This is a genomic window from Parafrankia sp. BMG5.11 (assembly GCF_004337455.1).
Genome location: NZ_SJXI01000014.1, coordinates 71690 through 98393 on the forward strand (window position 1 = coordinate 71690; position 26704 = coordinate 98393).

The window sequence follows — 26704 nt, forward strand, 5'->3', positions numbered from 1 at the left end:
AGGCTCAAAGGGGGACACATGAGGAAACTGATCTCGGCATCGGCGCTCGCGCTGGCACTGGCGGCGTGTTCTGACCGCGACCCATCGCCGCGTGAAGTCGGCGACCAGGAGGTCACCGACCTGAACCGCGTCGACAGCGACGGCGCGGCGGACGCGGCCGCCAAGGCTTTGACGGCGGGCGACCTGACCGAATTCACCCTGGGCGGGCGGATCGAGGAGAAAACGCAGGCGATGCGCAACAGCGCCGGCAACTTTGCCGACCTGCGCAGCTTCGTCGCGTGTCCCAAGGGAATGGACCCGTGCGATCCCGGGACCGCCCCGACGGGTACGGTCTATACCTATGTCATGGTCGTTTATCCCGGCGGCGATAACGACGAGAGCACCGGCATCGGCGCGAACAATACCGCGAGCGACATCGAGCGCGCGACCTCCTTCCGCATGGTGATGCCGGCGCACGGTTTCACGGGCAACGCGGGTTATGCCAAGCCGGAAGCGCTCGCCGCCATCGGCCGCAAGGCGGACGTGGTGGTAAGCTGCGATGCCGGCAAGCTGGTGTGGACGGTGAGCGCGGGCGACGGCGGCGATCAGTGGGAGCAGAAAGAGCCGCTGACCTTCTATTGGCAAAGCACCCTGCCCCCGGCTGGCCTCGCCCCCGCGTATGCGTTCGACGCCGACAGCACGGAAGCGATCGGCAGCGGTCTCTACCCAGCGGCCAGGCAGGGCGTCAAAAACGCCTGCACCTGAGGTTGCATCGCAAGGCGATTCGCCCGCATTGAGGGCGCATGGCGCTATCCCCGCAATGGCTTGATGAACTGCGCGCGCGGGTAACGCTCAGCACCGTGGTGATGCGCACCACCAAGTTGCAGCGCGCCGGCCGCGAGTGGAAGGCGTGCTGTCCCTTCCACGACGAAAAGAGCCCATCGTTCTACGTCAACGACGCGAAGGGCTTCTACCATTGCTTCGGCTGCGGCGTGCACGGCGACGCGATCCGCTGGATGACCGACCAGCGCGGCATGTCGTTCATGGATGCGGTCAAGGAACTTGCCGGCGAGGCGGGTCTCGAGGTGCCCGCCCCCGACCCGCGCGCCGCCCAGCGCGCCGAGCAGCAGGCCGGCCTGCACGAGGTGACGCAGGCGGCGCAGGACTGGTTTCGCGCCAGTCTCGACACGCCCGCCGGAGCGAAAGCACGCGAGTACCTCGCGAGCCGCGACTTTGATGCGCATACGCTGGAGCGGTTCGGCTTCGGTTACGCGCCGAACGCCCGCAACGCGATCGGTGGCGCGCTCAAGCAGTTCGACCGGGCCATGCTGATCGAGGCGGGCCTGCTCATCGCGGTGGACGAGAAGGAGCCGTACGACCGTTTTCGGGACCGCCTGACGATCCCCATCCACGATCCGCGCGGGCGGGTGATCGGGTTTGCGGCGCGCATCCTGGACGCTGACAAGAAAGACGCGCCCAAATACCTGAACTCGCCTGACACGCCACTGTTCGACAAGGGCCGGACCCTGTTCAATCTTCACCGGGCGGGCCCCGCCTCCCGCAAGAGCGGTCGGATCGTGGTGGTGGAAGGCCAGATGGACGCGGTCGCGATGGCGGCGGCGGGCTTCGAGGATGCGGTGGCGCCGATGGGCACCGCGCTGACGGAGCGGCAACTGGAGATGCTGTGGCGGTTGGCGGATGCACCGATCCTCTGCTTCGACGGCGACAACGCGGGCCAGCGCGCGGCGATGCGGGCGATCAGTCGCGCGCTGCCGATGCTGAGCCCGGCCAAGACCCTGTCCATTGTCCAGCTGCCACCCGGCCTCGACCCTGACGACCTGATCCGGCAGCAAGGTCCGCAGGCGATGGAGGCCCTGCTTGCCGCGCCTGCGAGCCTGATCGACACGCTGTGGGCGTTCGAACAGACCGCGGCACCGCTTCGCACTCCGGAAGACAAGGCCGGGCTGAAGGCGCGGCTGATGGCGCACTGCGACGCGATCGAGCAGCCAGACATCAAGGCGCTCTATCGCCGCGAACTGCTGGAGAAGTTCTCCGCATTCGCTTTCCCTCCACGCCCGCCGCGCGCCGCGCGCGAAAAGCACGAATGGAAAGGCGGTTTCGCCAAGGCTGCCAATCCTCAACTCGACCCCGCCGTGGCGGGGCGGCTGCGCCAGGCCGCCGATGGTGGATCGCGCGACCTGCTGGCAAGTGCCGTGATCGCCGGGCTGCTTCGCTTTCCGGACCAGATCCTTGCTCACGCCGAAACCTTGGCGCGGTTCGCATCCAGCGACGGGCGCAGCGGTCCGGCACTGGAAACACTGATCGAAGCGGCTGAAATGCTTGAACCCGGCCAGGCCACGCCCATATCCGCACCGCAGGGTTTCGCACCTCCGCCGGACAAAAGCCGTTTTGCCTTCCTCGATGAAGGCGCCGATCCGCAGGACGCGCGCGAAGACTTGGCCGAAGCCGTGTCGCTTTTGGTGGAACGGCCCGCGTTGGAAGCCGCCCTGGCGGTCGCCACCGCGCGCTTTGAAACCGAGCCGGAGGCCGCGTTCGCGGAGCAGCAGCGGCTGCTCAAACGAAAGCTGGCGTTCGAGAAACGACTCGGGCTAATGGCGAGCCGCAGGGCCGCGCGCGCGGCTCAACCCGAAATTGACTCTCCGGTGGCAGACCCCGGCATTCCGGACGAAAACTGAATGACACGAGACGAAATGGCCACTCAAGAAGACGCCAACGGCAAGGACGACGCCCCGCTCATCGACCTCAACGAAGCGTCGGTGAAGAAGCTCATCATGAAGGCCAAGCGCCGTGGCTATGTCACGGTCGACGAGCTGAACGAAGCGCTGCCGCAGGACGAACTGTCGAGCGAGCAGATCGAGGACGTGATGTCCGCGATCAGCGAAATGGGCGTCAACATTGTCGAAAACGACGAGGATGCCGAAGCAGACGGTGAGTCCGAGGAAGACGTCGAAGAAGTCGGCACCGACGAGGACGACGACGACGAAGGCGCGTCCAACAAGCCGTCGAAACCTGCCGCGGCCGCGAAGAAGAAAGAGGTCATCGAGCGTACCGACGATCCGGTGCGGATGTACCTGCGCGAAATGGGCGCGGTGGAACTGCTCAGCCGCGAGGGCGAGATCGCCATCGCCAAGCGCATCGAAGCGGGCCGTGACATGATGATCATGGGGCTGTGCGAAAGCCCGATCACGTTCCACGCCATCATCCTGTGGTCAGAAGCGCTCAACAACGAAGAGATGCAGCTGCGCGAGATCCTCGATCTCGATGCCATGCTGTCCAAGGAGCCGCCTGTCGAGAAGATGGAGGAAGGCGCCGAGGACGACGAAGACGGCGAAATCTCCGAGGAGACCGCCGGCCCGACCTACAAGGAAGAAGAAGAGGTCGAGGAAGAAGAGGAAGCCGACGAGGACGAGGACGGCGAGCCGCGGTCACGCCGGGTCGAAGAGGAAGAGGAGGAGGACAACACCCTCTCCCTTGCCCAGATGGAAGCTGCGCTGAAGCCGGCTGCCCTTGAGACCTTTGCCCGCATCACCGACCTGTTCAAGAAATTCGAGAAGCTGCAGAACGAGCGCGTCGACGTGCTTGGCCGGGGCGAGGATTTCCCCAAGGCCAAGGAAAAGAAATACGAGGATCTGCGCGAGCAGCTGACGGCCGAGGTCGAAAGCGTGCAGTTCCACGCCACCAAGATCGAATTCCTGGTCGACAACCTGTATTCCTTCAACCGCCGGCTGACCACGCTGGGTGGGCAGATGCTGCGCCTGGCCGAACGGCACAAGGTGAAGCGCGCCGACTTCCTGGGCGCCTACATCGGGAATGAGCTGGACGACACCTGGCTGCAGGCGAATGCGAAGAAGGACAAGAAGTGGGCGGCCTTCGCCGATAAGGAAGCCGACGCCGTCGAGCGCATCCGGGCGGAAATCGCCGACATCGCCAGCGCCACCGGCATGTCGCTCCCCGAGTTCCGCCGGATCGTCAACATGGTCCAGAAAGGCGAGCGCGAGGCGCGGATCGCCAAGAAGGAGATGGTCGAGGCGAACCTGCGCCTGGTGATCTCCATCGCCAAGAAATACACCAATCGTGGGCTGCAATTCCTGGATTTGATCCAGGAGGGCAACATCGGTCTGATGAAGGCGGTGGACAAGTTCGAGTACCGCCGCGGATACAAGTTCAGCACTTATGCCACCTGGTGGATCCGGCAGGCGATCACCCGCTCGATCGCCGACCAGGCGCGCACGATCCGCATCCCAGTCCACATGATCGAGACGATCAACAAGCTGGTGCGGACCAGCCGCCAGTTCCTCCACGAACAGGGCCGCGAACCTACGCCCGAAGAAATGGCCGAGCGGTTGTCGATGCCGCTCGAGAAGGTCCGCAAGGTGATGAAGATCGCCAAGGAGCCGATCTCTCTCGAAACCCCCATCGGGGACGAGGAAGACAGCCATCTGGGCGATTTCATCGAGGACAAGAACGCGATCATCCCGGTGGATGCGGCAATTCAGTCGAACCTGAAGGAAACCGTCACCCGCGTGCTGGCGTCGCTTACCCCGCGTGAGGAGCGTGTGCTGCGCATGCGGTTCGGCATCGGCATGAACACCGATCACACGCTGGAAGAAGTCGGTCAGCAGTTCTCCGTGACCCGCGAACGCATCCGGCAGATCGAGGCGAAGGCGCTGCGCAAGCTCAAGCACCCCAGCCGCTCGCGCAAGATGCGCAGCTTCCTCGACCAGTAACGAGCGCGTCGCCGTCACCGTTGTTGTGCAGTTGTCGACCGGACGGGGCAGTCTGCCCGTGCGGGAGGCTTACGTGCGCGTAGGTTCCGTGTGCAAGGATGCCGGGTCATGAACGCGGACCTGCCGATTGACTTCGCCGCCCTGCTGGCGAAGTCGCCCAATCCTTACGTCCTGATCGATCGCGACCTGACGATCGTATGGATGAACGACGCCTATCTTGCAGCGACGGGTCGGCAGCGAGAAGACATTCTTGGCCAGGGAATGTTCCAGGCATTTCCCAGCGACCCCGCAAGCGAAAGCCACCGATCGCTGGAAAGCTCTTTCTCGCGGGTGCTGCGGACCGGCGAAGTCGATGAGCTGGCGCTGATCCGCTACGACATCGCCAACACGTCGGGCGAATTGGACACCCGGTTCTGGAGCGCGACTCACACGCCCGTCCACGACGATGCGGGCACTGTCCGCTATATCCTGCAGCATACGGTAGACGTCACCGAGCTTCACGGGCTGCGGCGATTGCGGGATGAAGCCGGTGTCTTCGAGCGGGCCGGAGCGATCCAGGCGCGCAATCTCGACCTGGCCAAGGAGCGGGACCGGTTCCGGGCCTATTTTGAACAAGCGCCCGGCTTTGTGGCGGTTCTTGCCGGGTCCAGGCACGTGTTCCTGATGGCGAATGCCGCCTATCACAGGCTCGTCGGTGGACGCGAAATCATCGGCAAATCAGTTCTCGATGCGCTGCCGGAAGTCGCGGACCAAGGCTTCGTCGGCATCCTCGACAAGGTACGCGCGGAGCGGAAGACGTATCTGGGGGAACGGGCTGAGGTCCTGTTGCGAACCGAGGGGTCCGAAGAGCTTTCGTCCCGCTTCCTCAACTTCGCGTACCAGCCGATCATGGGCAACGGCCAGGTCGAAGCGATCCTGGTGCAGGGCCATGATGTCACCGAGGAGGTCGCAGCCGAGGAAGCGCAAAAGCTGCTGATCAACGAACTCAATCACCGCGTGAAGAACACCCTCGCCATCGTGCAGGGTCTGGCTGCGCAGTCCTTTCGCAAGCTTGAGAACGGGAACGAGGCGCTGCACGCATTCGATGCCCGGCTGAAAGCCCTGGCCGCCGCACACAGCTTGTTGACCGAGCGCAACTGGGAACCGGCGCAGCTGGCGGACACCGTCCGCAGCGCGGTGGAGGCGACCGTGGGGACCGACATCAGCCGGTTCACCCTGTCCGGGCCCGACATGACGCTCACCCCGCAAACCGGGGTGTCGCTGGCCATGGTCCTGCACGAGCTGAGTACGAATGCGATCAAGTACGGCGCGCTGTCGGCTGATGACGGCCAGGTGACCGTCGACTGGACCACCGAGCCTGAACAGGATGCATGCGTGCTGACGATCGACTGGCGGGAGTCAGGTGGGCCAACGGTCGCGCAACCTACCAGGCGCGGGTTTGGCACGCGGCTTATCGAACGGGGCCTATCGGCGGAAGGCGAGAACAAGGTAACGCTCGACTTCCACCCCGATGGCCTGCAGTGCCATTTTGTAATGCGAATTGAAGGGCGTAGCCGATGAGTCTGGCCGGTTTGAAGATCCTCGTTGTCGAGGACGAGCCGATCATTGCGATGGCGCTGGAAGAACAGCTTGAGGACGCGGGCGCGCAGCCGGAAGTCGCCGGGTCGATCCAGCGTGCGCATGAGCTGCTGGACGCGCGGTCGTTCGATGCAGCGATCCTCGACATCAACGTCCACGGCGAAAAGAGCTACTCGGTCGCGCAGATCCTGGCTCGCCGTTCGGTTCCATTCGTGTTTGCGTCGGGATACGGCGACACGCTGAACCCGGCGGAATATGCGAACGTCCCGACGTTGACGAAGCCATATGACATCGCTGCCGTGGTGAACGCTTTGGCAACCGCTCGCGCAGAATGAGGCGCTGCGTTTGGCGGGGGACAGCTCTGCTTTGAGGTAGCGATCCGCCTGCCGAGCGCCTATGTGCGCCGCCATGCGCATCGCCATTGCTTCCGATCATGCTGCGGTCGACCTCAAGGCCGCCCTGCGCGAGTGGCTGATCGACGAAGGCCACGAGGTCGCGGACCTCGGCCCCGACAGCCACGACAGCGTCGATTATCCCGATTTCGGTTATCGTTTGGCCGAGGTTGTAGCGGATGGCACTGCCGGTCTTGGCGTAGCCTTGTGCGGATCGGGCATCGGCATATCGATCTCGGTCAACCGCCACCCCTTGGTACGCTGCGCGCTGGTGTCGGAGCCGCTTTCGGCGGCCCTGGCGCGCGAGCACAATGATGCCAACGTGATCGCGCTCGGCGCTCGTCTCACGGGAATCGACATGGCCAAGGCGTGCGTCGGCGCGTTCATCGGCACCGAATTCGGTGGCGGACGACACCAGCGCCGGGTCGACAAGCTTTCCAACCCGCCCCCGTTCCAGGAGCCGGCATGAATCCCGCAGCCACCATCGACCGTCAGACTTCCACCGATGCCCTCGACCGCTTCTGGGGGGATGATCTCGAGGCCGCGGATCCGGAGATCGCGGCTGCGGTGCGCGATGAGCTGGAGCGGCAGCGGACCCGCATCGAACTGATCGCCAGCGAGAACATCACCAGCCGCGCGGTCCTGGAAGCGACCGGATCGGTCTTCACCAACAAATATGCCGAAGGGTATCCGGGCAAGCGGTATTACGGCGGCTGCGAACATGCCGACGTGATCGAGAACCTCGCGATCGAGCGGGCCAAGCAATTGTTCGGATGCGCGTTCGCCAATGTTCAGCCCAACAGCGGCAGCCAGATGAACCAGGCGGTATTCCTGGCGCTGCTGCAACCGGGCGATACGTTCATGGGCCTCGACCTCAACTCGGGCGGTCACCTGACGCACGGTTCGCCGGTCAACATGAGCGGCAAGTGGTTCAATCCGGTCAGCTATGGCGTGCGCCGCGAAGATGAGCGGATCGACATGGACGAGGTCCGCGCCACCGCGCTCGCGAACCAGCCCAAGCTGATCATCGCCGGCGGCACCGCGTATTCGCGAGTATGGGACTGGGAAGGCTTCCGCCGCATCGCCGACGAGGTGGGCGCGTACCTGCTGGTCGACATGAGCCACATCGCGGGCCTGGTGGCCGGCGGCGCCCACCCCTCCCCCGTGCCGCACGCGCACGTGACGACGACGACGACGCACAAGAGCCTGCGCGGTCCGCGCTCCGGCGTGATCCTGTGGAATGACGAGGCGCTGTCCAAGCCGCTCAACATGGCGGTGTTTCCGGGCCTGCAGGGCGGTCCGCTGATGCATGTTGTCGCCGGCAAGGCGGTGGCATTCGGTGAAGCGCTGCGGCCGGATTTCGCCGAGTACGCGCAGCGGATCGTGGAGAACGCGCGTGCCTTGGCAGCGGGCGTCGAGGCCGGCGGGCTGCGGGTGGTGTCGGGCGGCACCGACAATCATTCGATGCTGGTCGACCTGACGCCCAAGGACGTGACCGGCAAGGCGGCCGAGCATGGCCTGGACCGCGCCTACCTCACCTGCAACAAGAACGGCATTCCCTACGATACGCGCAGTCCGTTCGTGACCAGCGGGATCCGCCTCGGCACCCCGGCAGGAACCACCCGTGGTTTCGGACCGGAGGAATTCCGCACGATCGGCGGGCTGATCGCCGAAGTCGTCGATGGGATGTCGCGCAATGGACCTGACGGCGATGCCCAGGTGGAACAAAGCGTTCGCCGCCGCGTCAGCGAACTGTGCGAAGCATTTCCCGTGTATCCCGGAAGGAATTGATGATGGACCAGAACAGCAACAACAACGGCGGGGGCCAGGACTGGGTCGCGGATGTGAAGACCGAAGTCAGCGGCATGGCCAAGGAAGGTATGCATCACCCGTCGACCAAGCCGGTGCTGGCGGGCGCCGCGATCGGCGCGGTGGCGGGCGTGCTGCTGCCGTTCGTGTCGCTGCCGGTGGGACTGGTCGCCGGCGCGGGCATCGCGCTCTACAACCGCGTCAAGAAGTAAGGCGCGCCAGGCCGGATGCGCTGCCCGTTCTGCGCCCACGACGATTCGCAGGTCAAGGACAGCCGCCCGACCGAGGACAGCACCGCGATCCGCCGCCGCCGCCAGTGTGAACGCTGCGGCGCGCGGTTCACCACCTTCGAACGGGTCCAGCTGCGCGAAGTGGTGGTGGTGAAATCAGGCGCCAATGGTCTGGAAAGGCGGCGTGAGCCGTTCGACCGCGCGAAGCTCGAACAGTCGATCGCGCTCGCGGTGCGGAAGCGCGGGCTGGAGCAGGAACGACTCGACCAGCTGATCAGCGGCATCCAGCGCCAGGTCGAAACGTCCGGCGAGAGCGAGGTGCCATCGGCGCGAATCGGCGAACTGGTGATGGAGGGGCTGCGCCAACTCGACAGCGTCGCCTACATCCGCTTCGCCAGCGTGTACCGCGACTTCAGCGAAGCGCGCGATTTCGAACAGTTCGCCAGCAGCGTACGGGACATCGGCGGTGGCTGATGCCCCGGTCATCGTGCTAGTGCGCCCCCAGCTAGGCGAGAACATCGGCAAGGCGGCGCGGGCGATGCTCAACTTCGGGCTTACCGAACTGCGCCTGGTCGAGCCGCGCGATGGCTGGCCCAACCCCTCGGCCGGGCCTGCGGCATCCGGCGCGGACATCGTGCTTGAAAAGGCACAAGTCTTCGCGACCACCGCCGATGCGGTCGCTGACTGCGCGCACGTGTATGCGACCACGGTGCGCAAGCGCGGGGTCACCAAGCCGGTGGTGACGCCCGAGGCAGCCGCGCGTGAAATCCATTCGCAGATCGGCCGCAGCGCGATCCTGTTCGGGCCCGAGCGATCGGGGCTGGAGACCGATGACGTTGCCCTCGCCCGCGCGATCCTGACGGTGCCGATCAATCCCGAATTCGGCTCCCTGAACCTGGCGCAGGCGGTCATCCTCGTCGCTTATGAATGGTCAAAATCCCAGGCGCTCAGCTCACCGACCGAGGAGGAGCTACTGCCCCCAGCCCCGCAGGTCGAATTGGAGGGGATGATCGCCCAGCTCGAGACGATGCTTGAGCCAAAAGGGTTCTTCCGGCCGGAAGACCGCAGGCAACATACCCGGCGCACCTTGCGGAGCCTGCTGACCAAGCCCGCGTGGAATCACTTGGAGGTCCGCACCGTCCGCGGGGTGCTCAGCCACCTGGCCAAGCCCGATCGGTACTAACTGCGCAGACGGTCCCACTCGATCAGTTCGTAGGCGATCGATGCCTCGACCAGTTGGTCCCACAGTTCCGCGATCCTGTCGCGCGGAAGGCCCGCCGCGGCCGCCCGGTCGGCCGCAGCGGCGATCACCGCAGCCTTTCGCCCTTCGTCGCGGACCGACGCCCGGTCTTGCTTGATCCGAGCCGCGGCGCGCATGTAGCCAAAGCGGCGCTCCAGCAAATCGATCAGCTCGCGGTCGGTCTGGTCCACGCCCGCGCGAACTTCGCGCATGGTCTGGCAATCGTCAGGTGAAACGATTTCGGTCATGGCGCGCGCGTTGGCCGTTCGGCACGCGTTTGTCGAGAGCGCGACCTTGACCTTGGCGCGGTTCCTGCTAGGGGCGCGCTTCGCATTTGATCCCGTATCCCGGTGAAGCGGAGATCGCGGCGGACATATTTGGTCCGCCGGGCGATGCCGGGTTAAACGGCCGCCGTTAGGGCGGTCCTGCAAATTGAAGGAACGACACCATGTCGAAGCGCAAGAGCGCCAAGCACAAACTCGACCGCCGGATGGGCGAGAACATCTGGGGGCGTCCCAGTTCTCCCGTCAATCGCCGCTCGTATGGCCCCGGCCAGCATGGTCAGCGCCGCAAGGGCAAGACCAGCGACTTCGGCCTCCAGCTGCGCGCCAAGCAGAAGCTCAAGGGCTACTATGGCGACGTGACGGAGAAGCAGTTCAAGTCGACTTACGCCGAAGCCAGCCGCATGAAGGGCGACACCGGCCAGAACCTGATCGGCTTGCTCGAGCGCCGGCTGGACATGGTGGTGTATCGCGCGAAGTTCGCGCCGACGATCTTCGCCGCGCGCCAGATCGTCAGCCACGGTCACATCCGCGTCAACGGCGTGAAGTGCAACATCGCCAGCCGCCGCATCGCCGCGGGCGACGTCATCAGCCTGGGCGACAAGGCCAAGGAGATGGCTCTGGTCATCGAAGCGCAGAGCCTGCCCGAGCGTGACATCCCCGATTACGTCAGCCCCGACGGCACCGACAAGATCACCTTCACCCGCGTGCCCACGCTGGACGAAGTGCCTTACCCGGTGACGATGGAACCGAACCTGGTGGTCGAGTTCTACTCGCGCTGATCGCCGATCGTTCGGAATGATACGAAAGGGCGGTCCCGCGGGGCCGCCCTTTTGCGTTTCAGGGGGCGATCTCCGCCCCATCCCACGCGAAATGACGGCCGCTGCTGGCGGGCGTGAGACGGTCGAGGACTGCGAGCAGATGGTGCGCGGCCTCATCAGGGGCAAAGGTTTCCCGGCCGGCGGCAAACCTCGCGCTCAAGGGGGTGGCGACAGTCCCGGGATGGAGCGTGACGCACAGCGCATCGGGCCTGTTGCGGGCAAGTTCCACCGCCAGCGTGCGGACGAGCTGCACCAGCGCGGCCTTCGACGCGCGATAGCCGTACCACCCGCCCAGCCGGTTATCGCCGATACTGCCGACGCGGGCGCCGAGAACCGCGAACGCGCTGCGGCCTTGCCGGGGCAACAGCGGCAGAAAGTGTTTGGCGACCAGCGCGGGCCCGGTGGCGTTCACCGCAAACAGCCGGGCGAGGTAGTCTGCATCCAGCGCAGCCCAGCTTTTCTCCGGCCCCTTGCCGCCTAGCGAGAGCGCACCGCTGGCGACAATCACCAGGTCGGCCGCCCCGCCCGCCGCAACCCGCTCAGCCGCCCGCGCGATCGACTGTTCGTCTTCGATATCGATGTACCTGTCTTCCGGGCCGCTGCGCGACAGGCCCACGACCACGCAACCACGCTTGTCCAGTTCGGCTGCCAGCGCGCTGCCGATGCCTCCGCTCGCGCCAATCACCACGGCGCGAGACCACGTCATCCTTTCGCGCCGTATTCAGCGAGAAAGGCGCTCGCGAAGGCGGTCATCCGCCCCTCGGCGATCGCGCTTCGCATGGCTTGCATCAGCTCCTGGTAGAACGACAGGTTGTGCTCCGTCAGCAGCATCGCGCCCAGCATCTCGCCAGCCTTGATCAGGTGATGGAGATAGGCGCGGCTGTAACGGCCGCACACCTCGCACGAGCAGCGCGGGTCGAGCGGCTCGGCATCCTCTGCATGACGCGCGTTGCGCAGGTTGACCGGGCCAGCCCAGGTAAACGCCTGCCCATTGCGGCCCGATCGGGTTGGCAGGACGCAATCGAACATGTCCACGCCGCGCAGCACCGCGCCCACCAGATCGTCGGGCTTGCCAACCCCCATCAGGTAACGCGGCGCATCATGCGGCAACTGCCCGGGCGCGAAATCGAGGGTGGCGAACATCGCCTCCTGCCCCTCGCCCACGGCCAGCCCGCCGATGGCGTAGCCATCGAAGCCGATCTCGCGCAGCGCGCCGGCCGACCGAGCGCGAAGACCCTCGTCGAGCGCCCCCTGCTGGATGCCGAACAGCGCGGCGTTGTCCGCGTGCTCGCCCCCTGCATCGAAGGCGTCGCGGCTGCGCCTGGCCCAGCGCATCGACATCTCCATGCTCGCCTCGATCTCGGCGAACGGACGATCGGTGCGCGGGCATTCGTCGAACGCCATGACGATGTCGCTACCCAGCAGACGCTGGATCTCCATCGATCGTTCGGGCGTCAGCAGGTGCTTGGACCCGTCGATATGGCTGGAGAACGACACGCCCTCCTCGGTCAGCTTGCGCAGGCTAGCGAGGCTCATGACCTGATAGCCGCCGCTATCCGTCAGGATCGAGCGCGGCCAGTTCATAAACCGATGAAGGCCGCCCAGCCGCGCGACCCGCTCCGCGCCCGGCCGCAGCATCAGGTGATAGGTATTGCCGAGCAGGATGTCGGCACCGGTGGCGCGGACGCTGTCCGGCTTCATCGCCTTTACCGTGGCGGCGGTACCCACCGGCATGAAGGCAGGCGTACGAATCTCGCCGCGGCGCATGGCGATCACGCCGGTACGCGCGGCGCCATCGGTGGCGTCGATCTTGAACTGGAAACGGGGCGTCATGACGTGCGCCTAGCCTCTCATCCGGGAAGCCGCCAGCCCGTGGAGCGGCTGGTTATGCTAACCAAGCGCAACATTGGAACCGCGTCGGGCGAACATCATTATTCCGGTACAATGACCAAATATCGCTTCGTCACCCCGACACGCACCGGCAAGTGGTACTCCGACATCGAACAGGCGCAGCGTTTCGCGGAACGCATCGGCGCCGGGTTTTTCGAACGGATGACCCGCCGTTTCGTCGCCTACAAGGACACCCGGCTGGAAAGCGCCGACTTCGTCAACTCCTGAGCCGCCAGCCAGAGCGGAAAATCCACGCGATGATCGTAATGCAGATCGCCAGGAATGCCAGCGTCAGCCCGAGCGATACGCCGATGCTTACATCCGCCTTGCCATAGAACGTCCACCGCAGACCGTTCACCAGATAGACGATGGGATTGCCCAGCGCGATCGTGCGCCACGGCTCGGCCAGCATGTCGATCGAATAGAACGTGCCGCCCAGGAACGTCAGCGGCGTCAGGATCAGCAGCGGCACCATCTGTAGCTTCTCGAACCCTTCGGCCCACACACCCAGGATGAATCCCAGCAAGGAGAAGCTTGCCGATACCAGCAGGATGAACAGCAGCGCGAAGAACGGGTGCGCGATCGTGTAGTCGACGAACAGCGTCGCCGTCAGCAGGATCACGGCAGCCAGGATCAGGCTCTTGGTCGCGGCCGCGCCGACAAATCCCAGCAACGTCTCGGCCACGCCCACCGGAGCCGAGAGCAATTCGTAGATCGCGCCGGTGAAGCGGGGCATGTAAATCCCGAAGCTCGCGTTGCTGGTGCTTTCGGACAGCAGCGTCAGCATCAGCAGGCCGGGCACGATGAAGGCGCCGTAATCCACTCCGCCGACATCGTTCATCTGCCCGCCGATCGCCGCGCCGAAGACGATGAAATAGAGGCTGGTCGTGAGCACCGGCGAGACCAGCGAACCGAACACGGTACGCATGAAACGCATAAGTTCGTTGCGATAGATCGCATAAGTGGAGCGCCAGTTGATCATGCCGCGCCCTCCTCGACCAGACCGACGAAGATGTCCTCCAGGCTCGACTCCTTCTGATCGAGCGCGGTGTAGGCGATCCCTTGCTGCGGCAGCGCCTGCGCGACCGCGGCGATCTCCGCCTTGCCTTTCCCCGCCCCGTCGCCGCCGCGATAGGCGAGCGTGAGGCCGTCGTCCTCCAGATGCAGCGGGTAAGCGCACAAACTGTCCGGCACCGCGCTCAAGGGTGTCGCGAGGCGGAAACGCGCCTCGGTACGGCCGAGCCGGGCCATGATCGCGGCTTTGTCGTCGACCAGCAGCAGCCGCCCCTGATTGATCACCCCAACCCGGTCGGCCATCTCCTCCGCCTCCTCGATGTAGTGAGTCGTCAGGATCACGGTGACGCCCTGGTCACGCAGGCGATCGATCTGCCGCCACATGTCGCGCCGCAGTTCCACATCCACGCCGGCGGTCGGCTCGTCCAGGAACAGCAGTTCGGGATCGTGGCTCAACGCCTTGGCGATCAATACGCGGCGTTTCATGCCGCCGGACAGGGCGCGGATCTGCTCCTTGCGCTTGTCCCACAGGCTGAGCGAGCGCAGCACCTCTTCGATCCGGGCGGGGTCCGGCGGCGATCCGAAGAGTCCGCGCGAATAGGCGACCTGCCGCTCAACGGTATCGAACATGTCGAAGCCGAGTTCCTGCGGCACCAACCCGATCCGCTTGCGCGCGTGCCGCCAATGCTGTGACAGGTCCTGGCCGAAGGCGGTAATGCGCCCCTCGGTCACCCGCACCAGCCCGCAGACTGCGCCGATCAGCGTCGTCTTGCCGGCGCCGTTGGGCCCCAGCAGCGCGAAGATTTCCCCGCGCCGGATTTGCAGATCCACCCCGTCGAGTGCCTTGAGCCCGCTGGGATAGACCTTGGTCAGCCCGGCGATGTCGAGAATCGTTTCCATTCGCCACCGACCATTGCCGCCCGCCGCGCCGGGCGCAACCAGTCTACGCTGCCGGCAGCCAATTCCCGTGGAAGCCCGGCGGAATGATGTGCGGCACACGGACCCGTGCGACGTCCTCCAAGGTGGCAGCGTCGAGGATCGCGAGGTCGGTGGTCTCGCTGTCCCGGTCGATGATGTAGCCCATCACCCAACCTTCACCCTCCGGCGCGTCGGCGTGCCGGGGGACGAACACGAACTCGCCCAGCACCGCGTGCGGTCCGAATTGGCGCTCGATCTGCGTCCCTGCCTGCAGATCGTGCCGGATCAGCGGTGCCGGACCGACGAAGTCCGCGCTTTCCTTCTCTGGCAGTCCGGTCGCCCAGGCATAGCGGTACGGCTGCGCGAAGTACCGTTCGTCCGGCCGCGGGAACTCTTGCGGGGTCGCATCCAGGGTAACCCGCGTCACGGCGCCGCCCGACGGATCGACGGTCCAGCGCTCCAGCCCCAGGTTGCGTCCCGCTGGACCGCCGCCGTCGCCATCGAACATGGTCTCGTAAGCGCAGGCGTCGATCACCACTCGGCCCTGCTCATCTTCATAGCTGTTGGCGACGTGAAAGACGTAAGCGGGATCGACATCGTGCCATGTCACGCTCGTCGGACCGCCATCGCGGCGCACCAGACCGACGCGCGCGCGGTGCTCGCGGTTCCAGCGGTAGGGGAACTTGTGCCCACTCAGCAGCGCTTTCATTGAGAACGTCACGGGCAGGTCGAAGATCACCACATAATGCGCGGTCAGCGCGCAGTCGTGGATCGAGGGTCCGTTGCGAACGGCAATTGGCAGTTCGCGCATAACCGTGCCTTGGGCATCGAGCGCGACGTGGGTGACCCGGTTGGGCGCCGCGGCGTCGTAACAGATCGCGTGGAACTCGCCCGTGACCGGATCGTGGTGCGGGTGCGCAGTGAACGAACCGGCGAGCCCGCCGCCGAAGTCGCTGTACGCAATCGTTTCAAGCTCGTCGCTCAGCTCGGCGGGATATGATCCCGCCTCTACCAGCGCCAGTGTCTTACCGGCGACCTGGATCACGTTGGTGTTGACCGTGTCGCTCATCCCGCGCCGCGGGCCCGGCGCGGCTGAAGGACCGCCCGCTTCCTGCAACGCGTTCGAGCGGATGTAGCGGTTGCGGTACCATTCGGCCCGGCCATCCTTCAGCTTGATCCCGTGGACCATGCCGTCGCCTGTGAACCAGTGATGTCCCTTGCCATCGGCGAAATGCGGATTGGGCCCGATGCGGACATAGCGGCCGTCGAGTTCCGGCGGAATGCGTCCGCTTACCGCCAGATCCGTCAGCGTCACCTCGTCCGCCATCGGCGTATGCAGGCCGCTCAGGAATGGGCTGTCATCGCTCAGCCGCTTGCGGTTGAGCCCGGCAAGGCCTGTCACGCCTGCGGTCACCGCTCCGCGAATGGTTTTCTCCAGCACGCTTGCCATTGTCGACTCCTCGGCCTAGCTCAATGTGAACAGCGTCAACTTACCGGCTATGTAAACAGTGTCAACATCTGAATCGACTTATCATCACGGATCTCTGCGCGATGCGCTGATCGCTGCGGGGATGAAGTCGCTCGAGGGGCCGGACGGGCTCGATCTGTCGCTGCGCGAACTGGCGCGCACAGTGGGGGTTTCGCCAACGGCGGTTTACCGGCACTTCCCCAACAAGGACGCGCTGCTGGCCGCTCTGGCGCGCGAGGGATTGGCGCTGCTGGGTGCCGCGCAGCGCAGCGCGCACGATGCGGCGGGCGGCGGTCCAGCGGGTTTCGTGGAGATCGGCCGCGCTTACGTGCGGTTTGCCTTGGCCCACCCCGCGCTGTTCCGACTGATCTTTGCCCATGGTGAACCATCTGGGGACAAGTCCGACCCCGCATCCGCGCTGTTGCACGAAACCACGGCCGAACTGTGCGGCGGGGATGGCGCCGCGGCAGGCCGGCTTGCCCTCCAGGCGTGGTCGCTCGGTCACGGAATTGCCATGCTGATGCTCGACAAGCGGCTGCCCGCGGATGATGCGCTGATCGAGCAATTGATCTGCCCCGGATCCTTCCTGGATCTGGGGAACGGCGCGTTTGACCGGGCGTAAGTTCACCAGATATCCAAGGAGCAGCGAATGAAGGGCTATCACGGCGACATCGAGAGCGCGACCGAGGGCAACACGGACTTCCGCCGCGTCCTGTACACGGGGCACAATATCCAGCTGGTGCTGATGAGCATCCCGCCGGGCGAGGAAATCGGCGCCGAAGTGCACGAGGACCGCGACCAGTTCTTCCGCTTCGAAGCCGGCGAGGGAGAGGTGATGGTCGATGACACCACCTACCGCGTCAAAGCCGACGATGCGGTGATCGTGCCGCAGGGCGCGCGGCACAACGTGCGCTGCACCGGCAGCGAGCCGCTCAAGATGTACACGATCTACGGCCCGCCCGAACATATCGACGGCACCGTTCACCGGACCCCGGACGAGGCGAAGTCGGCCCACGAGCATTTCGACGGCAAGACGACCGAGTAGCGGCATCCCCCGCGTAATCAGGGGAGCAGCAGCGACGAATCCCCATAGCTGTAAAAGCGATATCCGCTCTCGATCGCGCGGGCATAGACCGCCTGCATCCGCTCGCGGCCCATCAGCGCCGATACAAGCATGAACAGGGTCGATTTCGGCAGGTGGAAGTTGGTCATCAGCCCATCCACGGCTCTGAATCGATAGCCGGGGGTGATGAAGATGGAGGTGTCGCCCGCAAAATCGCGGATGATGCCGTCCTGGCCGGTGGCACTTTCGAGCAGGCGGAGCGATGTGGTGCCGACCGCAATCACCCTGCCCCCCGCCTCTCGCGCGGCGTTCAGGCGCGCCGCGGTCGGCGCATCGATCCGGCCCCACTCCGCGTGCATGGCGTGGTCATCGGTGTCGTCGGCCTTGACCGGGAGGAATGTGCCCGCGCCGACATGCAGCGTGAGGATTTCGCGCGCCACGCCAGCCGCCTCCAGCGCGGCTATCAGTTCCGGCGTGAAGTGGAGCGCGGCGGTCGGCGCCGCCACCGCCCCGTCGCGCGCGGCGAACATCGTCTGGTAGTCGCTTCTGTCGCGTTGGTCCGTCGGGCGCTTGCCGGCGATGTAGGGCGGCAGCGGCATCCGGCCCGCCCGCTCAAGCAGGACCTCGACCGGCTCGTCGCCGGCAAACGCCAGGGTCCAGGAACCATCGGGATGGCGCGCTTCGGCCACGGCGGCGACGTCCGCGCCGAACACCACCGTGTCGCCCTCGCGCAGGCGCTTGGCGTTGCGCACGAACGCCTGCCACCGCCTGAGGTCGATCCGCTTGTGCAGCGTCGCGCCGATCCGCGCCTCGCCCCGGCGGCCTTCCAGTTGCGCCGGGATCACGCGGGTGTCGTTGAACACCAGCACATCGCCCGGATTGAGCAACGTCGGCAAATCGCGCACAATGCGGTCGGCGAACGCTTCTGCGCCCTGCACCACCAGCAGACGTGCCGCGTCGCGCGGCGCGGCCGGCCGCAGCGCGATCAGTTCGGGCGGCAATTCGAAATCGAACAGGTCTACGCGCATCGGATTCCCGCCTGCGCGCCCGCTTACTGCGTCAGCGGCGCGTTCAGCTCGTCAACGCTGACCGGGGATTCGATCGCGGGCGCCGGCGGCGCCACCGCCTGCGGCTTTCCGTCCGCGGCGATGGAGGCTTGCAGCACCACGGTAGGCTCAGCCGGCGGCTCGCCCCGGTTGATCGCGTCGACGGCATCCATCCCGGCGATGACCCGTCCGAAATTGGTGTATTTCCGGTCGAGGCTGAAGCGGGGATAAAACGTGATGAAGAACTGGCTGTTTGCCGAATCGTCGCTCGCCGCGTGGGCCATCGAGATGGTCCCGCGCAGGTGCGGCATCGGATTGAACTCTGCCTTGAGGTCGGGCAACGAAGATCCGCCGCGTCCGGTGCCGGTGGGATCGCCGGTCTGCGCCATGAAGCCTTCGATCACGCGGTGGAATTTCACCCCGTTGTAGAACCCCTCGCGCGTCAGGGTCTTGATCCGCTCCACGTGATTGGGCGCCCAGCTCGGCATCAGGCGAATGGCCACGCGCTGCCCGTTCGACAGGTCGAGCAGGAGGATGTTCTCGGGATCGTTGGCGATGTTGAAATCGACCGGAGCGTACACCCGCGGCGCGGCCGGAGCCTCCGCCGCGGCAGCCACCGATTCAGTGGCGGCAACTGGTGCCGCAGCCTCGTCTTGCGCGGAAGCGGCAGAGGCGAGCGCCAGCGCGCACAGCGCTCCGGCAGCGAGCAGGCGGTTCAGCATGTAATTCCCGTCCAGAAGTGATCGTCCGTCGCCGCGCGCTGTAGCGGGCACCGACTGTCGGTTCAATGAATGGTTAGCCCGCGCCCCGGCGGCCGACCTGATCGACTTTCGCCATCACATCGGTACGAATGGCAGGGGTGACGAACTTGGAAATGTCGCCGCCGTACAGCGCGATTTCCTTGACCAGCCGGCTGGCGATCGGCTGCAGGCTGACATCTGCCATCAGGAAGATCGTCTCGATCCGGTCGTTGAGCTGACGGTTCATGCCGGTGAGCTGATATTCGTATTCGAAATCGGTGACGCCGCGGATCCCGCGGATGATCACGGAGGCGCCCTGCGCCTCGGCGAAATCCATCAGCAGCGAATTGAAACCGACCACGGTGATATTGCCGCCCACCCCGGCAAGTTCGCGCTTCACGATCGCGATCCGCTCGTCATCCGAGAACATCGGCGACTTGGCGATGTTGGTGGTGACCCCGATGATCAGCCGGTCGACCAGCTTCGAGCCGCGCTCGATGATGTCCATGTGGCCCAGCGTGATGGGATCGAAGGTGCCGGGATAAATGCCGATGCGTTCAGCCATTACCGGTCCCTTTCCACGATGAACCGCGCCAGCGAGCGCAGCAGGTCGGCTTCGTCGCCATGCGCCGCCAGATGGCCGACCGCCTGATCGACGAGCGCCCGCGCCTGCATCCGGGCCGCTTCCACCCCCATCAACGATACGAACGTCGCCTTGCCCGCGCTCTCGTCCTTGCGCAGCGCCTTGCCCGCCGCTTGCTCGTCACCTTCGATGTCGAGCAGGTCGTCGGCGATCTGGAACGCGAGGCCGATGTCGCGCGCATAGGCACGCAGGTGGCCCCGCCCCTCTTCCGGGACCCGGCCCAGAATGGCGCCCATCTCCACGGCCGCGCCCAGCAGGGCCCCGGTCTTGAGCTGCTGGAGCCGCGTGATCGTCGGCAGATCATAGTCGCCGGCGCTGGCCGCCATGTCCATCATCTGCCCGCCGGCCATGCCGTTCCACCCACTCGCTGCCGCAAGCGCGGCGGTCAGTTCGGCACGGACGAACGGATCACCGGCGGTTTCCGGCATGGAGAGGATCTCGAACGCCAGCGCGTGGAGTGAATCTCCGGCCAGCACCGCCGTCGCTTCGTCGTAAGCCTTGTGCAGGGTCGGCTTGCCGTGGCGGGTTTCATCGTCGTCCATGCACGGCAAGTCGTCGTGCACGAGTGAATAGACATGGATCGCTTCGACTGCGCAGCCGGTCCGCACCGCCGCATCGCGGCTCACCGCGTACATGCTGGCGGTGGCGACCGTTAGCAGCGGACGCACGCGCTTGCCCCCGCCGATCGCGGCATAGCGCATCGCCTCCACCAACGGGGCGCGCGCGTCGTCGGGCACCGGCAGGAAGCCAGCCATGGCAGCGTCGACCTCGCGCTGGATGCGGGCGAGCGCGTCGCTCAGCAAGGCGTCGCCTGACGAAAGATCGTCAGTCATGAAGATCAGTCATCGCTGTCAAACGGCACGGAGTGGTTTGCCTGGCCGGTAGGGCCGGCGACGATCTTCTCGATCCGCGCCTGCGCTGCATCCAGTCGCGCCTGGCAGTGCGCGCGCAGCGCCTCGCCCCGCTCGTACAGCGTGATCGACTCGTCGAGCGGCACCTCGCCGCTTTCCAGCCGCCGGACCACGTCTTCCAGCGATCGCAAGGCATCCTCGAAGGTCATCGCGGCGATATCGGGAACGGTGTCGGCCATGCGCCATCCATTGACGGTCCGCCCCCGCCCGGTCAAGCTGGCCGCGGGGATCAAGGGGAGATTTGCGGCGATGTTCATCGGCCATTGGGCGCCGGCTTTGGCGGCAGCAGTCGTCAGCCGGCGCCAACCGCGGCTGGGCACCCTGTTCGTGGCGGCGCAGCTGGTGGACTGGGCGTTCTTCGCCTTTCTCCTTACCGGGACGGAACACATGCGCGTGGCGCCGGGCATCACCGCGATGAACCCGATGGACCTGTATGACATGCCGTATACGCACAGCCTGCTGGGCAGTGCGGCCTGGGCGGCAGGCTTTGCGCTGATCGTGTGGCTGTGGCGGCGGGATTTCCGGTTCGCGCTGCTGGCCGGGATGGTCGTGCTGAGCCACTGGCTGCTCGACCTGCTGGTGCATCGCCCGGACCTGACGATCGCTGGCGCACCGCCGCCGCTGGGGCTTGGCCTGTGGAACTACCCCGCCATTGCGATGCCGCTGGAACTGGCGCTGACGTTCGGCGCGCTGGCATACTACCTGTCGCGCACCCGCGGCCCGGCGCTCCCGCCGATCGTGCTGGGACTGGTGCTGCTGGCGTTGCAGGCGACCAACTGGTTCGGGCCCGAGCCTACCGAGGTGACGCCCGGCACCAGCATCCTAGCCTTTTTCGCCTATGGCCTGGCGACGCTTTCGGCCTGGTGGCTGGGGATGACTCGCCGGCGCATATCCATGCGGGGCTAGCGGCTGGCCTCCCCCGCCGCTAAGGGCGCGGCCATGCCGGAAATCACGCCCGAAGTCGTCGAGGCCCACGGCCTCAGCCCCGAAGAATACGAACGCGTCCTCCACGCGCTGGGACGCGAGCCCAATCTGGTGGAGCTGGGCATCTTCTCGGTCATGTGGTCGGAGCATTGCAGCTACAAATCGTCGCGCATCCACCTCAAGAAGCTGCCGACCAAGGCGCCGTGGGTGATCTGCGGCCCGGGCGAGAACGCCGGCGTGATCGACATCGGTGACGGGCAGGCTGCCATCTTCAAGATGGAGAGCCACAACCACCCTTCGTACATCGAGCCGTACCAGGGTGCCGGCACGGGCGTTGGCGGCATCCTGCGCGACGTGTTCACGATGGGCGCGCGGCCCGTCGCCAACATGAATGCCTTGCGCTTCGGCCGGCCCGACCACCCCAAGATGAAGCATCTGGTGAAGGGCGTGGTCGCCGGCATCGGCGGCTACGGCAACTGCGTCGGCGTGCCGACCGTCGGCGGGGAGACCAACTTCCACCGCGCCTACGACGGCAACATCCTGGTCAACGCGATGACGGTGGGCGTCGCCGATGCCGACCGCATCTTCTATTCGGCGGCAACCGGCGTCGGCAATCCGATCGTGTATGTCGGGTCCAAGACCGGGCGCGACGGCATCCACGGCGCCACCATGGCGAGCGCGGACTTCGGCGACGATGCCGATGCCAAGCGTCCCACCGTGCAGGTCGGCGATCCGTTCACCGAAAAGCTGCTGATCGAGGCGTGCCTCGAACTGATGGCGACCGACATGATCGTGGCAATCCAGGACATGGGCGCGGCGGGCCTCACCTCCTCCAGCGTCGAGATGGCGACCAATGGCAAGGCCGGCATCCGGCTGGTGATGGACAACGTTCCCTGCCGCGAAGACGGCATGACCCCGTACGAGATGATGCTGTCGGAAAGCCAGGAGCGGATGCTCATGGTGCTGAAGCCGGGACGCGAGGCGGAGGCCGAAGCCATCTTCCGCAAGTGGGAGCTGGACTTCGCGGTGATCGGCGAGGTGACCGATACCGGGCACATGGTGCTGGAATTCGAAGGCGAGGTGGTGTGCGACATCCCCCTCGGTCCGCTTGCTGCCGATGCGCCGCTCTACGACCGGCCGGCGATGGGCCGCGAGGACTACAAGGCGTGGGCCAAGGTCGCGCCGCTGGGCGAGGTGCCGGCGAGCACCGATCTGGGAGCCGATCTGCTCAAGCTGATGGCCTCACCCGACCTCGCCTCGCGCCAGTGGATCTGGGAGCAATACGACAGCCAGGTCGGCGCTGATACGCTCCAGCTATCGGGCGGCGACGCCGCGGTGGTACGGGTCCACGGGACGCGCAAGGCGCTGGCGATGACCACCGATTGCACCCCGCGCTATTGCTATGCCGACCCCTATGAAGGCGGCAAGCAGGCGATTGCCGAGGCATGGCGCAACCTGTGCGCGGTCGGCGCGCGGCCCCTGGCGGTGACCAATTGCCTCAACTTCGCCAATCCCCAGCGGCCCGAGATCATGGCGCAGCTCACCGGATGTCTCGACGGCATGGGCGATGCCTGCCGCGCGCTCGACTTCCCGATCGTGAGCGGCAACGTCAGCCTGTACAACGAAAGCAAGGCGACCGGCGGCGGCAGCGCGATCCTGCCCACCCCCGCGATCGGAGGCGTCGGGGTGATCGCCGACTACGCGCAGATGGCCACCGTCGCTTTCAAGGCGGAGGGTCACACGATCCTGGCGATCGGTGCGCACTACCCGGAGCTTGGCCAATCGCTGTGGCTACGCGAGATTCACGGCCGCGAGGACGGCGAGCCGCCGCAGGTCGACCTGGCCGACGAGCGGCTTAATGGCGAGATCGTCCGCCGGTTGATTGCTGATGGCAAGGTGACCGCGGTTCACGACATCAGTGACGGCGGCCTGCTGGTCGCGCTGGCGGAGATGGCGCTGGCCAGCGGCATTGGCGCGCAGGTTGACGCGATGACCAGCGAGTTCGCCTTCAATGAAGGGCAGGCCCGCTATCTCGTGACGGTCACCCCGGGCGTGGAGCTGGACCGCGGCCAGGTGCCGTTCGAACGGATCGGCACCACCGGCGGCGATGCGCTGGTGATCGGCGGGCAGTCGGTCGCGCTGGCGGATCTTCGCGAAGCCAGCGACAGTTTCTTCCGCGACTGGATGGAAAGCTAACTCCCGCCCGTTCAGGCAGCGCGCTTTTCCTCTACCGCCTCAGCCTTGCCGAGCAGGTCGTAGGGGTTCACGCCCTCGCTCTGCCACACCTGGTGACAGCGGCGGTACCACGTGGGCTCACCGATGCCGAACTTCGCACGGGCATCGGCCAGGTCCATCGCCAGCAGCTCACGGATCGACATTTCGACCAGCGGCGGGCAGCTCTTGCCCCGGCGATGCGCCTCGCGAACGGCGCGCCACACGGGCGCCTTGCTCTTGACCTGCTTGGTGATGTTGAACGCGCCTGCATAGCCGAGCAGCAAGTGGCCGGCAGCAGGCTGCTGTCCGTGAGTGAACAGCAACACGCACTGTTCGCCCAGCGCGTCGCGACCGTAACCGGTGAGGATGTGCATCAGATCGTGGGTGTCGCGCTGGCGAAAGCCATACCATTCTATCAGGTCGCCGTACTTGGGACGCCCCATCTTCTCCGATTCGGCGACCAGCCCGGCGGCCGACAGCCCCTCGCTCTCCATGAAATCGCAATAGGCATGCGCGACCGAACCCTTGGGCAGCTTGCGCAGTTCGGCATGGTCATCGAGCATCGGCGGCAGGAACGGCTCCGCCTCGCGCAAGGCCTGACCGTGCTCGCTCAAGGTTGCGGCGCGCGCGCGCGGCATGAATGATTTCGACGGCAACGCCTCGTAGATCTCGAACACCAGCTTGGTGTTCTCCTTGTCCCTGATCAGCTCGCGGAACTTGGCGATGGCCTTGCCCACGTCGCGCTTGGGCATCGTGCGCGCGGGGTTGCGGAACACGGTTCCGTCAGCCGCGCAGGCAAGGTTCGGATCGGCGGGCGGGATCGGCTGGAGGTCGGTCATTGCAGGGCCTCTACTGACATCGGTGTCAATATAGCTTTAATGCTCCGCTCTGGGAAGCGGTTTCACCCCGCGACCCAGTCCTCGCGGGGAATGCCCAGCAGGTCGAGCACGGCGGTGAGGTCGCCGCGGTCGATCCAGCCGTCCGCCGCGTCGCGTGCCTTGGGCTTCGCGCGGTAGGCGATCCCCCAGGTCGCCGCCTGCAACATCGGCACGTCGTTGGCCCCGTCGCCGATGGCCAGCGTCGCGACATCGTCCCCCAGCCGCGCCGCCTCGTCGAGCAGGACCTGCCGCTTGACCGCGCTGTCGGTGATGCCGCCGACCAGCGCGCCCGTCAGCTTGCCGCCCGACACGCCGAGGCGATTGGCGACGACGTGATCGAACCCGATCTGCTCCGCCACCGGATCGGCAAAGTGATGAAAGCCGCCGGTCACCAGCACCGTGTGACACCCGCGCGCCTTGAGGGTCGCGATCAACGTGCGCGCGCCTGCCGTGGGCCGGATCCGTTCCGCAAGGCAAGTGGCGACCGTATCCTCGCCAAGGCCGGCCAGCAGCTTCACCCGCTCTGTCAGCGCGCTCACGAAATCGAGCTCACCCTCCATCGCCCGCTCGGTGATGGCCGAAACTTGCTCTTTCAAACCGGCGAAGTCGGCCAGTTCGTCGATGCATTCCTGCTCGATGACCGTGGAATCCATGTCCGACACGAACAGGCGCGGCACCTCGATCTCGCGGGTGGAGACCAGCAAATCGGCGGGGGAGAAATGTTCGTCCAGCACCCGCCGCAGCACCGCCGGGTCGCCGTCCGGCAGCGCGATCTGCAGCGTGTCGCCGCAGAAATCGAGCATCGCCGCAGCCGCGATCCGCAGCCCTTCCGCCTCCAGCGCCGCGCTGGCGGCGTCCAGCCGCGCCTCCAGCCCGCCTCTTTCGAGCACGGCCGGGTCTGCTATCAGCCGCGCGATGAGCACCAGGACATCTCCGGAAAAGCCAGCGGTGGCGCTCATCGCAGGGCCCACCGCCAGCGGCAAGAGCGATCTGGCCGTCAGACTGGCGCTGGCGCTGAAGGCGCGCGGCCGCACGGGCATCGTGATCAATGCCGACAGCGCACAGGTCTATGCCGACCTGCGCGTGCTCTCTGCCCGCCCCAGCGAGGACGAGATGCAAGGCATCGACCATCGCCTGTTCGGCACCTGGGACGGCGCGCAGGCCTGTTCAGCGGCGGACTGGGCGCAGGCCGCGCGGCAGGAGATCGCCCGCGCCCACGCCGCCGGAGCGGTCCCGATCCTGGTCGGCGGCACGGGACTGTACCTGCGCACGCTGATCGACGGTATTGCCAAGGTGCCCGTCATCGATCCGGCCGTGCGGGAAGCGGTGCGCGCCCTGGCGCCGGGCGACGCCTACGCCGCGCTCTCCCTGGAAGATCCGCAGCGCGCGGCCATCCTCCACCGGAACGACAAGTTGCGGATCGCCCGCGCTCTGGAGGTCGTCCGCTCCACCGGACTGCCGCTGGCGTACTGGCAGCAGGCCAACGGCAGCGGGATCGATAACGAAGTGACGCTGCATCCGGTCATCCTTCGCCCCCCGCTGTCCACCTTGCGCGAGCGCACCGAGGCGCGGTTTACCCGCATGCTCGATGAAGGCGCGGTCGAGGAAGTGCGCGCCTTGCTCGACCGGGGTCTGTCACCCGACTTGCCGGTGATGCGCGCCATCGGGGTGCCGGAGATCGCCGGCTGGCTTGGCGGGGTGTGGTCACGCGAGGAAGCGGAACTGCGCGGGCAGCGGGCGACATGGCAGTACGTCCGCCGCCAGTTCACCTGGCTGCGCGCCCAGCCCCCGCCGCACTGGCCGCGCATCGAAGAAGAACCTTTCGACGAGGAGGTCTCGTTTGCATCATTATTGCGCTGATGTGGCTTGACACCTAAGATTATGTCGTTAAGCCCAGCTTGTCTCGCATAGAGAAAA

General features: G+C 66.0%; 29 protein-coding genes and 1 pseudogene. 17 read left to right on the forward strand and 13 right to left on the reverse strand.

Annotation, left to right across the window (positions count from 1 at the left end):
* Positions 1-18 precede the first annotated feature (18 nt).
* From E0504_RS08960 to E0504_RS09005, 10 genes and pseudogenes are all read left to right on the forward strand, one after another.
* Positions 19-744: a hypothetical protein gene (locus tag E0504_RS08960; RefSeq protein ID WP_131623222.1), complete on the forward strand. Its 726-nt coding sequence runs from the start codon at positions 19-21 to the stop codon at positions 742-744.
* Between the two features lie 38 nt (positions 745-782).
* Positions 783-2675: a DNA primase gene (gene dnaG / locus E0504_RS08965; RefSeq protein WP_131623224.1), complete on the forward strand. Its 1893-nt coding sequence runs from the start codon at positions 783-785 to the stop codon at positions 2673-2675.
* A gap of 15 nt (positions 2676-2690) precedes the next feature.
* Positions 2691-4727, forward strand: a complete 2037-nt coding sequence (gene rpoD / locus E0504_RS08970) for an RNA polymerase sigma factor RpoD (protein ID WP_131623226.1) — start codon at positions 2691-2693, stop codon at positions 4725-4727.
* 108 nt (positions 4728-4835) lie between these two features.
* Entirely contained in the window at positions 4836-6287 is a 1452-nt protein-coding gene (locus tag E0504_RS08975; protein ID WP_207912386.1) for a sensor histidine kinase, read from the forward strand.
* On the forward strand, positions 6284-6640 hold the full coding sequence (locus E0504_RS08980; protein WP_131623228.1) for a response regulator: 357 nt from the start codon (positions 6284-6286) through the stop codon (positions 6638-6640). Before E0504_RS08975 ends, E0504_RS08980 begins: the two co-directional genes overlap by 4 nt.
* A gap of 73 nt (positions 6641-6713) precedes the next feature.
* Complete coding sequence (gene rpiB / locus E0504_RS08985; protein WP_131623229.1) at positions 6714-7166, forward strand: ribose 5-phosphate isomerase B; 453 nt, start codon at positions 6714-6716, stop codon at positions 7164-7166.
* Entirely contained in the window at positions 7163-8488 is a 1326-nt protein-coding gene (gene glyA, locus E0504_RS08990; RefSeq protein WP_131623231.1) for a serine hydroxymethyltransferase, read from the forward strand. The genes rpiB and glyA overlap by 4 nt, the downstream gene beginning before the upstream one ends.
* Positions 8488-8718: a hypothetical protein gene (locus tag E0504_RS08995; RefSeq protein WP_131623233.1), complete on the forward strand. Its 231-nt coding sequence runs from the start codon at positions 8488-8490 to the stop codon at positions 8716-8718. The genes glyA and E0504_RS08995 overlap by 1 nt, the downstream gene beginning before the upstream one ends.
* 15 nt (positions 8719-8733) lie before the next feature.
* Positions 8734-9210, forward strand: coding sequence for a transcriptional regulator NrdR (gene nrdR / locus E0504_RS09000; protein ID WP_131623234.1), 477 nt, complete (start codon positions 8734-8736; stop codon positions 9208-9210).
* A gap of 1 nt (position 9211) precedes the next feature.
* Positions 9212-9919 (forward strand): annotated as a pseudogene (locus E0504_RS09005) (RNA methyltransferase); the annotation flags it as partial.
* Here the strand turns inward: E0504_RS09005 and E0504_RS09010 are convergent.
* The gene (locus tag E0504_RS09010; protein ID WP_131623238.1) at positions 9916-10224 is read right to left on the reverse strand and encodes a chorismate mutase; all 309 of its coding nucleotides are present in this window, start codon (positions 10222-10224) and stop codon (positions 9916-9918) included. The pseudogene E0504_RS09005 and the gene E0504_RS09010 sit on opposite strands and share 4 nt — an antisense overlap.
* 200 nt (positions 10225-10424) lie before the next feature.
* Between E0504_RS09010 and rpsD the strand changes: the two genes are divergently transcribed.
* The gene (rpsD, locus tag E0504_RS09015) at positions 10425-11039 is read left to right on the forward strand and encodes a 30S ribosomal protein S4 (RefSeq protein WP_131623240.1); all 615 of its coding nucleotides are present in this window, start codon (positions 10425-10427) and stop codon (positions 11037-11039) included.
* Positions 11040-11097: 58 nt separating this feature from the next.
* On the opposite strand, the gene E0504_RS09020 is transcribed toward rpsD, so the two are convergent.
* Together E0504_RS09020 and tgt are read right to left on the reverse strand one after the other, a co-directional pair.
* A complete protein-coding gene (locus E0504_RS09020) occupies positions 11098-11766 on the reverse strand; it encodes an SDR family NAD(P)-dependent oxidoreductase (RefSeq protein WP_207912387.1) in 669 nt (222 codons plus the stop codon).
* Positions 11767-11780: 14 nt separating this feature from the next.
* Positions 11781-12911, reverse strand: coding sequence for a tRNA guanosine(34) transglycosylase Tgt (gene tgt / locus E0504_RS09025; RefSeq protein WP_131623244.1), 1131 nt, complete (start codon positions 12909-12911; stop codon positions 11781-11783).
* A 39-nt stretch (positions 12912-12950) separates the two neighbouring features.
* On the opposite strand from tgt, the gene E0504_RS09030 reads away from it, so the two are divergent.
* The gene (locus E0504_RS09030; protein ID WP_131623246.1) at positions 12951-13196 is read left to right on the forward strand and encodes a hypothetical protein; all 246 of its coding nucleotides are present in this window, start codon (positions 12951-12953) and stop codon (positions 13194-13196) included.
* Here the strand turns inward: E0504_RS09030 and E0504_RS09035 are convergent.
* Genes E0504_RS09035 through E0504_RS09045 form a run of 3 tightly spaced genes read right to left on the reverse strand, consistent with a single transcriptional unit; the run spans position 13186 to position 16350 of the window.
* Positions 13186-13950, reverse strand: a complete 765-nt coding sequence (locus tag E0504_RS09035) for an ABC transporter permease (protein WP_131623248.1) — start codon at positions 13948-13950, stop codon at positions 13186-13188. The two genes, E0504_RS09030 and E0504_RS09035, sit on opposite strands and share 11 nt — an antisense overlap.
* The gene (locus tag E0504_RS09040; protein ID WP_131623250.1) at positions 13947-14882 is read right to left on the reverse strand and encodes an ABC transporter ATP-binding protein; all 936 of its coding nucleotides are present in this window, start codon (positions 14880-14882) and stop codon (positions 13947-13949) included. Before E0504_RS09040 ends, E0504_RS09035 begins: the two co-directional genes overlap by 4 nt.
* A 43-nt stretch (positions 14883-14925) precedes the next feature.
* A complete protein-coding gene (locus E0504_RS09045; protein WP_131623252.1) occupies positions 14926-16350 on the reverse strand; it encodes a carotenoid oxygenase family protein in 1425 nt (474 codons plus the stop codon).
* A 121-nt stretch (positions 16351-16471) separates the two neighbouring features.
* Between E0504_RS09045 and E0504_RS09050 the strand changes: the two genes are divergently transcribed.
* A complete protein-coding gene (locus E0504_RS09050; protein WP_131623254.1) occupies positions 16472-16990 on the forward strand; it encodes a TetR/AcrR family transcriptional regulator in 519 nt (172 codons plus the stop codon).
* 27 nt (positions 16991-17017) lie between these two features.
* Positions 17018-17413, forward strand: coding sequence for a cupin domain-containing protein (locus E0504_RS09055; protein WP_131623256.1), 396 nt, complete (start codon positions 17018-17020; stop codon positions 17411-17413).
* Between the two features lie 17 nt (positions 17414-17430).
* On the opposite strand, the gene queA is transcribed toward E0504_RS09055, so the two are convergent.
* The 5 genes from queA to E0504_RS09080 form a co-directional block, all read right to left on the reverse strand.
* Positions 17431-18459 (reverse strand): tRNA preQ1(34) S-adenosylmethionine ribosyltransferase-isomerase QueA, encoded by a 1029-nt coding sequence (gene queA / locus E0504_RS09060; protein ID WP_131623258.1) that lies wholly within the window; start codon positions 18457-18459, stop codon positions 17431-17433.
* 23 nt (positions 18460-18482) lie between these two features.
* Positions 18483-19199 carry a peptidylprolyl isomerase gene (locus tag E0504_RS09065; protein WP_131623260.1) on the reverse strand — a complete coding sequence of 239 codons (717 nt, stop codon included), beginning with the start codon at positions 19197-19199 and terminating at the stop codon, positions 18483-18485.
* Positions 19200-19272: 73 nt separating this feature from the next.
* Complete coding sequence (coaD, locus tag E0504_RS09070) at positions 19273-19782, reverse strand: pantetheine-phosphate adenylyltransferase (RefSeq protein ID WP_131623262.1); 510 nt, start codon at positions 19780-19782, stop codon at positions 19273-19275.
* Positions 19782-20693 carry a polyprenyl synthetase family protein gene (locus tag E0504_RS09075; protein WP_131623264.1) on the reverse strand — a complete coding sequence of 304 codons (912 nt, stop codon included), beginning with the start codon at positions 20691-20693 and terminating at the stop codon, positions 19782-19784. Before E0504_RS09075 ends, coaD begins: the two co-directional genes overlap by 1 nt.
* 5 nt (positions 20694-20698) lie before the next feature.
* Entirely contained in the window at positions 20699-20950 is a 252-nt protein-coding gene (locus E0504_RS09080; RefSeq protein WP_131623266.1) for an exodeoxyribonuclease VII small subunit, read from the reverse strand.
* A 70-nt stretch (positions 20951-21020) separates the two neighbouring features.
* Between E0504_RS09080 and E0504_RS09085 the strand changes: the two genes are divergently transcribed.
* Complete coding sequence (locus E0504_RS09085; RefSeq protein WP_131623900.1) at positions 21021-21677, forward strand: hypothetical protein; 657 nt, start codon at positions 21021-21023, stop codon at positions 21675-21677.
* Positions 21678-21710: 33 nt separating this feature from the next.
* Positions 21711-23891 carry a phosphoribosylformylglycinamidine synthase subunit PurL gene (gene purL / locus E0504_RS09090; protein WP_131623268.1) on the forward strand — a complete coding sequence of 727 codons (2181 nt, stop codon included), beginning with the start codon at positions 21711-21713 and terminating at the stop codon, positions 23889-23891.
* Between the two features lie 11 nt (positions 23892-23902).
* Here the strand turns inward: purL and E0504_RS09095 are convergent, their stop codons facing one another.
* Both E0504_RS09095 and serB read right to left on the reverse strand, forming a co-directional pair.
* Positions 23903-24748, reverse strand: coding sequence for a Coq4 family protein (locus tag E0504_RS09095; protein WP_131623270.1), 846 nt, complete (start codon positions 24746-24748; stop codon positions 23903-23905).
* Between the two features lie 62 nt (positions 24749-24810).
* Positions 24811-25710 (reverse strand): phosphoserine phosphatase SerB, encoded by a 900-nt coding sequence (gene serB, locus E0504_RS09100; RefSeq protein ID WP_207912388.1) that lies wholly within the window; start codon positions 25708-25710, stop codon positions 24811-24813.
* Here serB and miaA point away from each other — a divergent pair.
* Positions 25703-26647 (forward strand): tRNA (adenosine(37)-N6)-dimethylallyltransferase MiaA, encoded by a 945-nt coding sequence (miaA, locus tag E0504_RS09105; RefSeq protein ID WP_131623272.1) that lies wholly within the window; start codon positions 25703-25705, stop codon positions 26645-26647. The genes serB and miaA overlap by 8 nt on opposite strands.
* The last annotated feature ends 57 nt before the right edge of the window (positions 26648-26704 follow it).

Excerpts from the sequence above, each read along its gene's own strand:
- coaD (WP_131623262.1), bottom strand. The coding sequence starts at position 19,782 with ATGGCTGAACGCATCGGCATTTATCCCGGCACCTTCGATCCCATCACG.
- E0504_RS09095 (WP_131623270.1), bottom strand. The coding sequence starts at position 24,748 with ATGACCGACCTCCAGCCGATCCCGCCCGCCGATCCGAACCTTGCCTGC.
- E0504_RS09050 (WP_131623254.1), top strand. The coding sequence starts at position 16,472 with ATGAAGTCGCTCGAGGGGCCGGACGGGCTCGATCTGTCGCTGCGCGAA.
- nrdR (WP_131623234.1), top strand. The coding sequence starts at position 8,734 with ATGCGCTGCCCGTTCTGCGCCCACGACGATTCGCAGGTCAAGGACAGC.
- E0504_RS08975 (WP_207912386.1), top strand. The coding sequence starts at position 4,836 with ATGAACGCGGACCTGCCGATTGACTTCGCCGCCCTGCTGGCGAAGTCG.
- E0504_RS09010 (WP_131623238.1), bottom strand. The coding sequence starts at position 10,224 with ATGACCGAAATCGTTTCACCTGACGATTGCCAGACCATGCGCGAAGTT.
- rpsD (WP_131623240.1), top strand. The coding sequence starts at position 10,425 with ATGTCGAAGCGCAAGAGCGCCAAGCACAAACTCGACCGCCGGATGGGC.
- E0504_RS09035 (WP_131623248.1), bottom strand. The coding sequence starts at position 13,950 with ATGATCAACTGGCGCTCCACTTATGCGATCTATCGCAACGAACTTATG.
- E0504_RS08980 (WP_131623228.1), top strand. The coding sequence starts at position 6,284 with ATGAGTCTGGCCGGTTTGAAGATCCTCGTTGTCGAGGACGAGCCGATC.
- E0504_RS08995 (WP_131623233.1), top strand. The coding sequence starts at position 8,488 with ATGATGGACCAGAACAGCAACAACAACGGCGGGGGCCAGGACTGGGTC.
- rpiB (WP_131623229.1), top strand. The coding sequence starts at position 6,714 with ATGCGCATCGCCATTGCTTCCGATCATGCTGCGGTCGACCTCAAGGCC.
- dnaG (WP_131623224.1), top strand. The coding sequence starts at position 783 with ATGGCGCTATCCCCGCAATGGCTTGATGAACTGCGCGCGCGGGTAACG.
- E0504_RS09055 (WP_131623256.1), top strand. The coding sequence starts at position 17,018 with ATGAAGGGCTATCACGGCGACATCGAGAGCGCGACCGAGGGCAACACG.
- glyA (WP_131623231.1), top strand. The coding sequence starts at position 7,163 with ATGAATCCCGCAGCCACCATCGACCGTCAGACTTCCACCGATGCCCTC.
- purL (WP_131623268.1), top strand. The coding sequence starts at position 21,711 with ATGCCGGAAATCACGCCCGAAGTCGTCGAGGCCCACGGCCTCAGCCCC.
- E0504_RS09085 (WP_131623900.1), top strand. The coding sequence starts at position 21,021 with ATGTTCATCGGCCATTGGGCGCCGGCTTTGGCGGCAGCAGTCGTCAGC.
- rpoD (WP_131623226.1), top strand. The coding sequence starts at position 2,691 with ATGGCCACTCAAGAAGACGCCAACGGCAAGGACGACGCCCCGCTCATC.
- E0504_RS08960 (WP_131623222.1), top strand. The coding sequence starts at position 19 with ATGAGGAAACTGATCTCGGCATCGGCGCTCGCGCTGGCACTGGCGGCG.
- E0504_RS09040 (WP_131623250.1), bottom strand. The coding sequence starts at position 14,882 with ATGGAAACGATTCTCGACATCGCCGGGCTGACCAAGGTCTATCCCAGC.
- miaA (WP_131623272.1), top strand. The coding sequence starts at position 25,703 with ATGAGCACCAGGACATCTCCGGAAAAGCCAGCGGTGGCGCTCATCGCA.
- E0504_RS09045 (WP_131623252.1), bottom strand. The coding sequence starts at position 16,350 with ATGGCAAGCGTGCTGGAGAAAACCATTCGCGGAGCGGTGACCGCAGGC.
- queA (WP_131623258.1), bottom strand. The coding sequence starts at position 18,459 with ATGCGCGTAGACCTGTTCGATTTCGAATTGCCGCCCGAACTGATCGCG.
- E0504_RS09065 (WP_131623260.1), bottom strand. The coding sequence starts at position 19,199 with ATGCTGAACCGCCTGCTCGCTGCCGGAGCGCTGTGCGCGCTGGCGCTC.
- E0504_RS09080 (WP_131623266.1), bottom strand. The coding sequence starts at position 20,950 with ATGGCCGACACCGTTCCCGATATCGCCGCGATGACCTTCGAGGATGCC.
- E0504_RS09075 (WP_131623264.1), bottom strand. The coding sequence starts at position 20,693 with ATGACTGACGATCTTTCGTCAGGCGACGCCTTGCTGAGCGACGCGCTC.
- tgt (WP_131623244.1), bottom strand. The coding sequence starts at position 12,911 with ATGACGCCCCGTTTCCAGTTCAAGATCGACGCCACCGATGGCGCCGCG.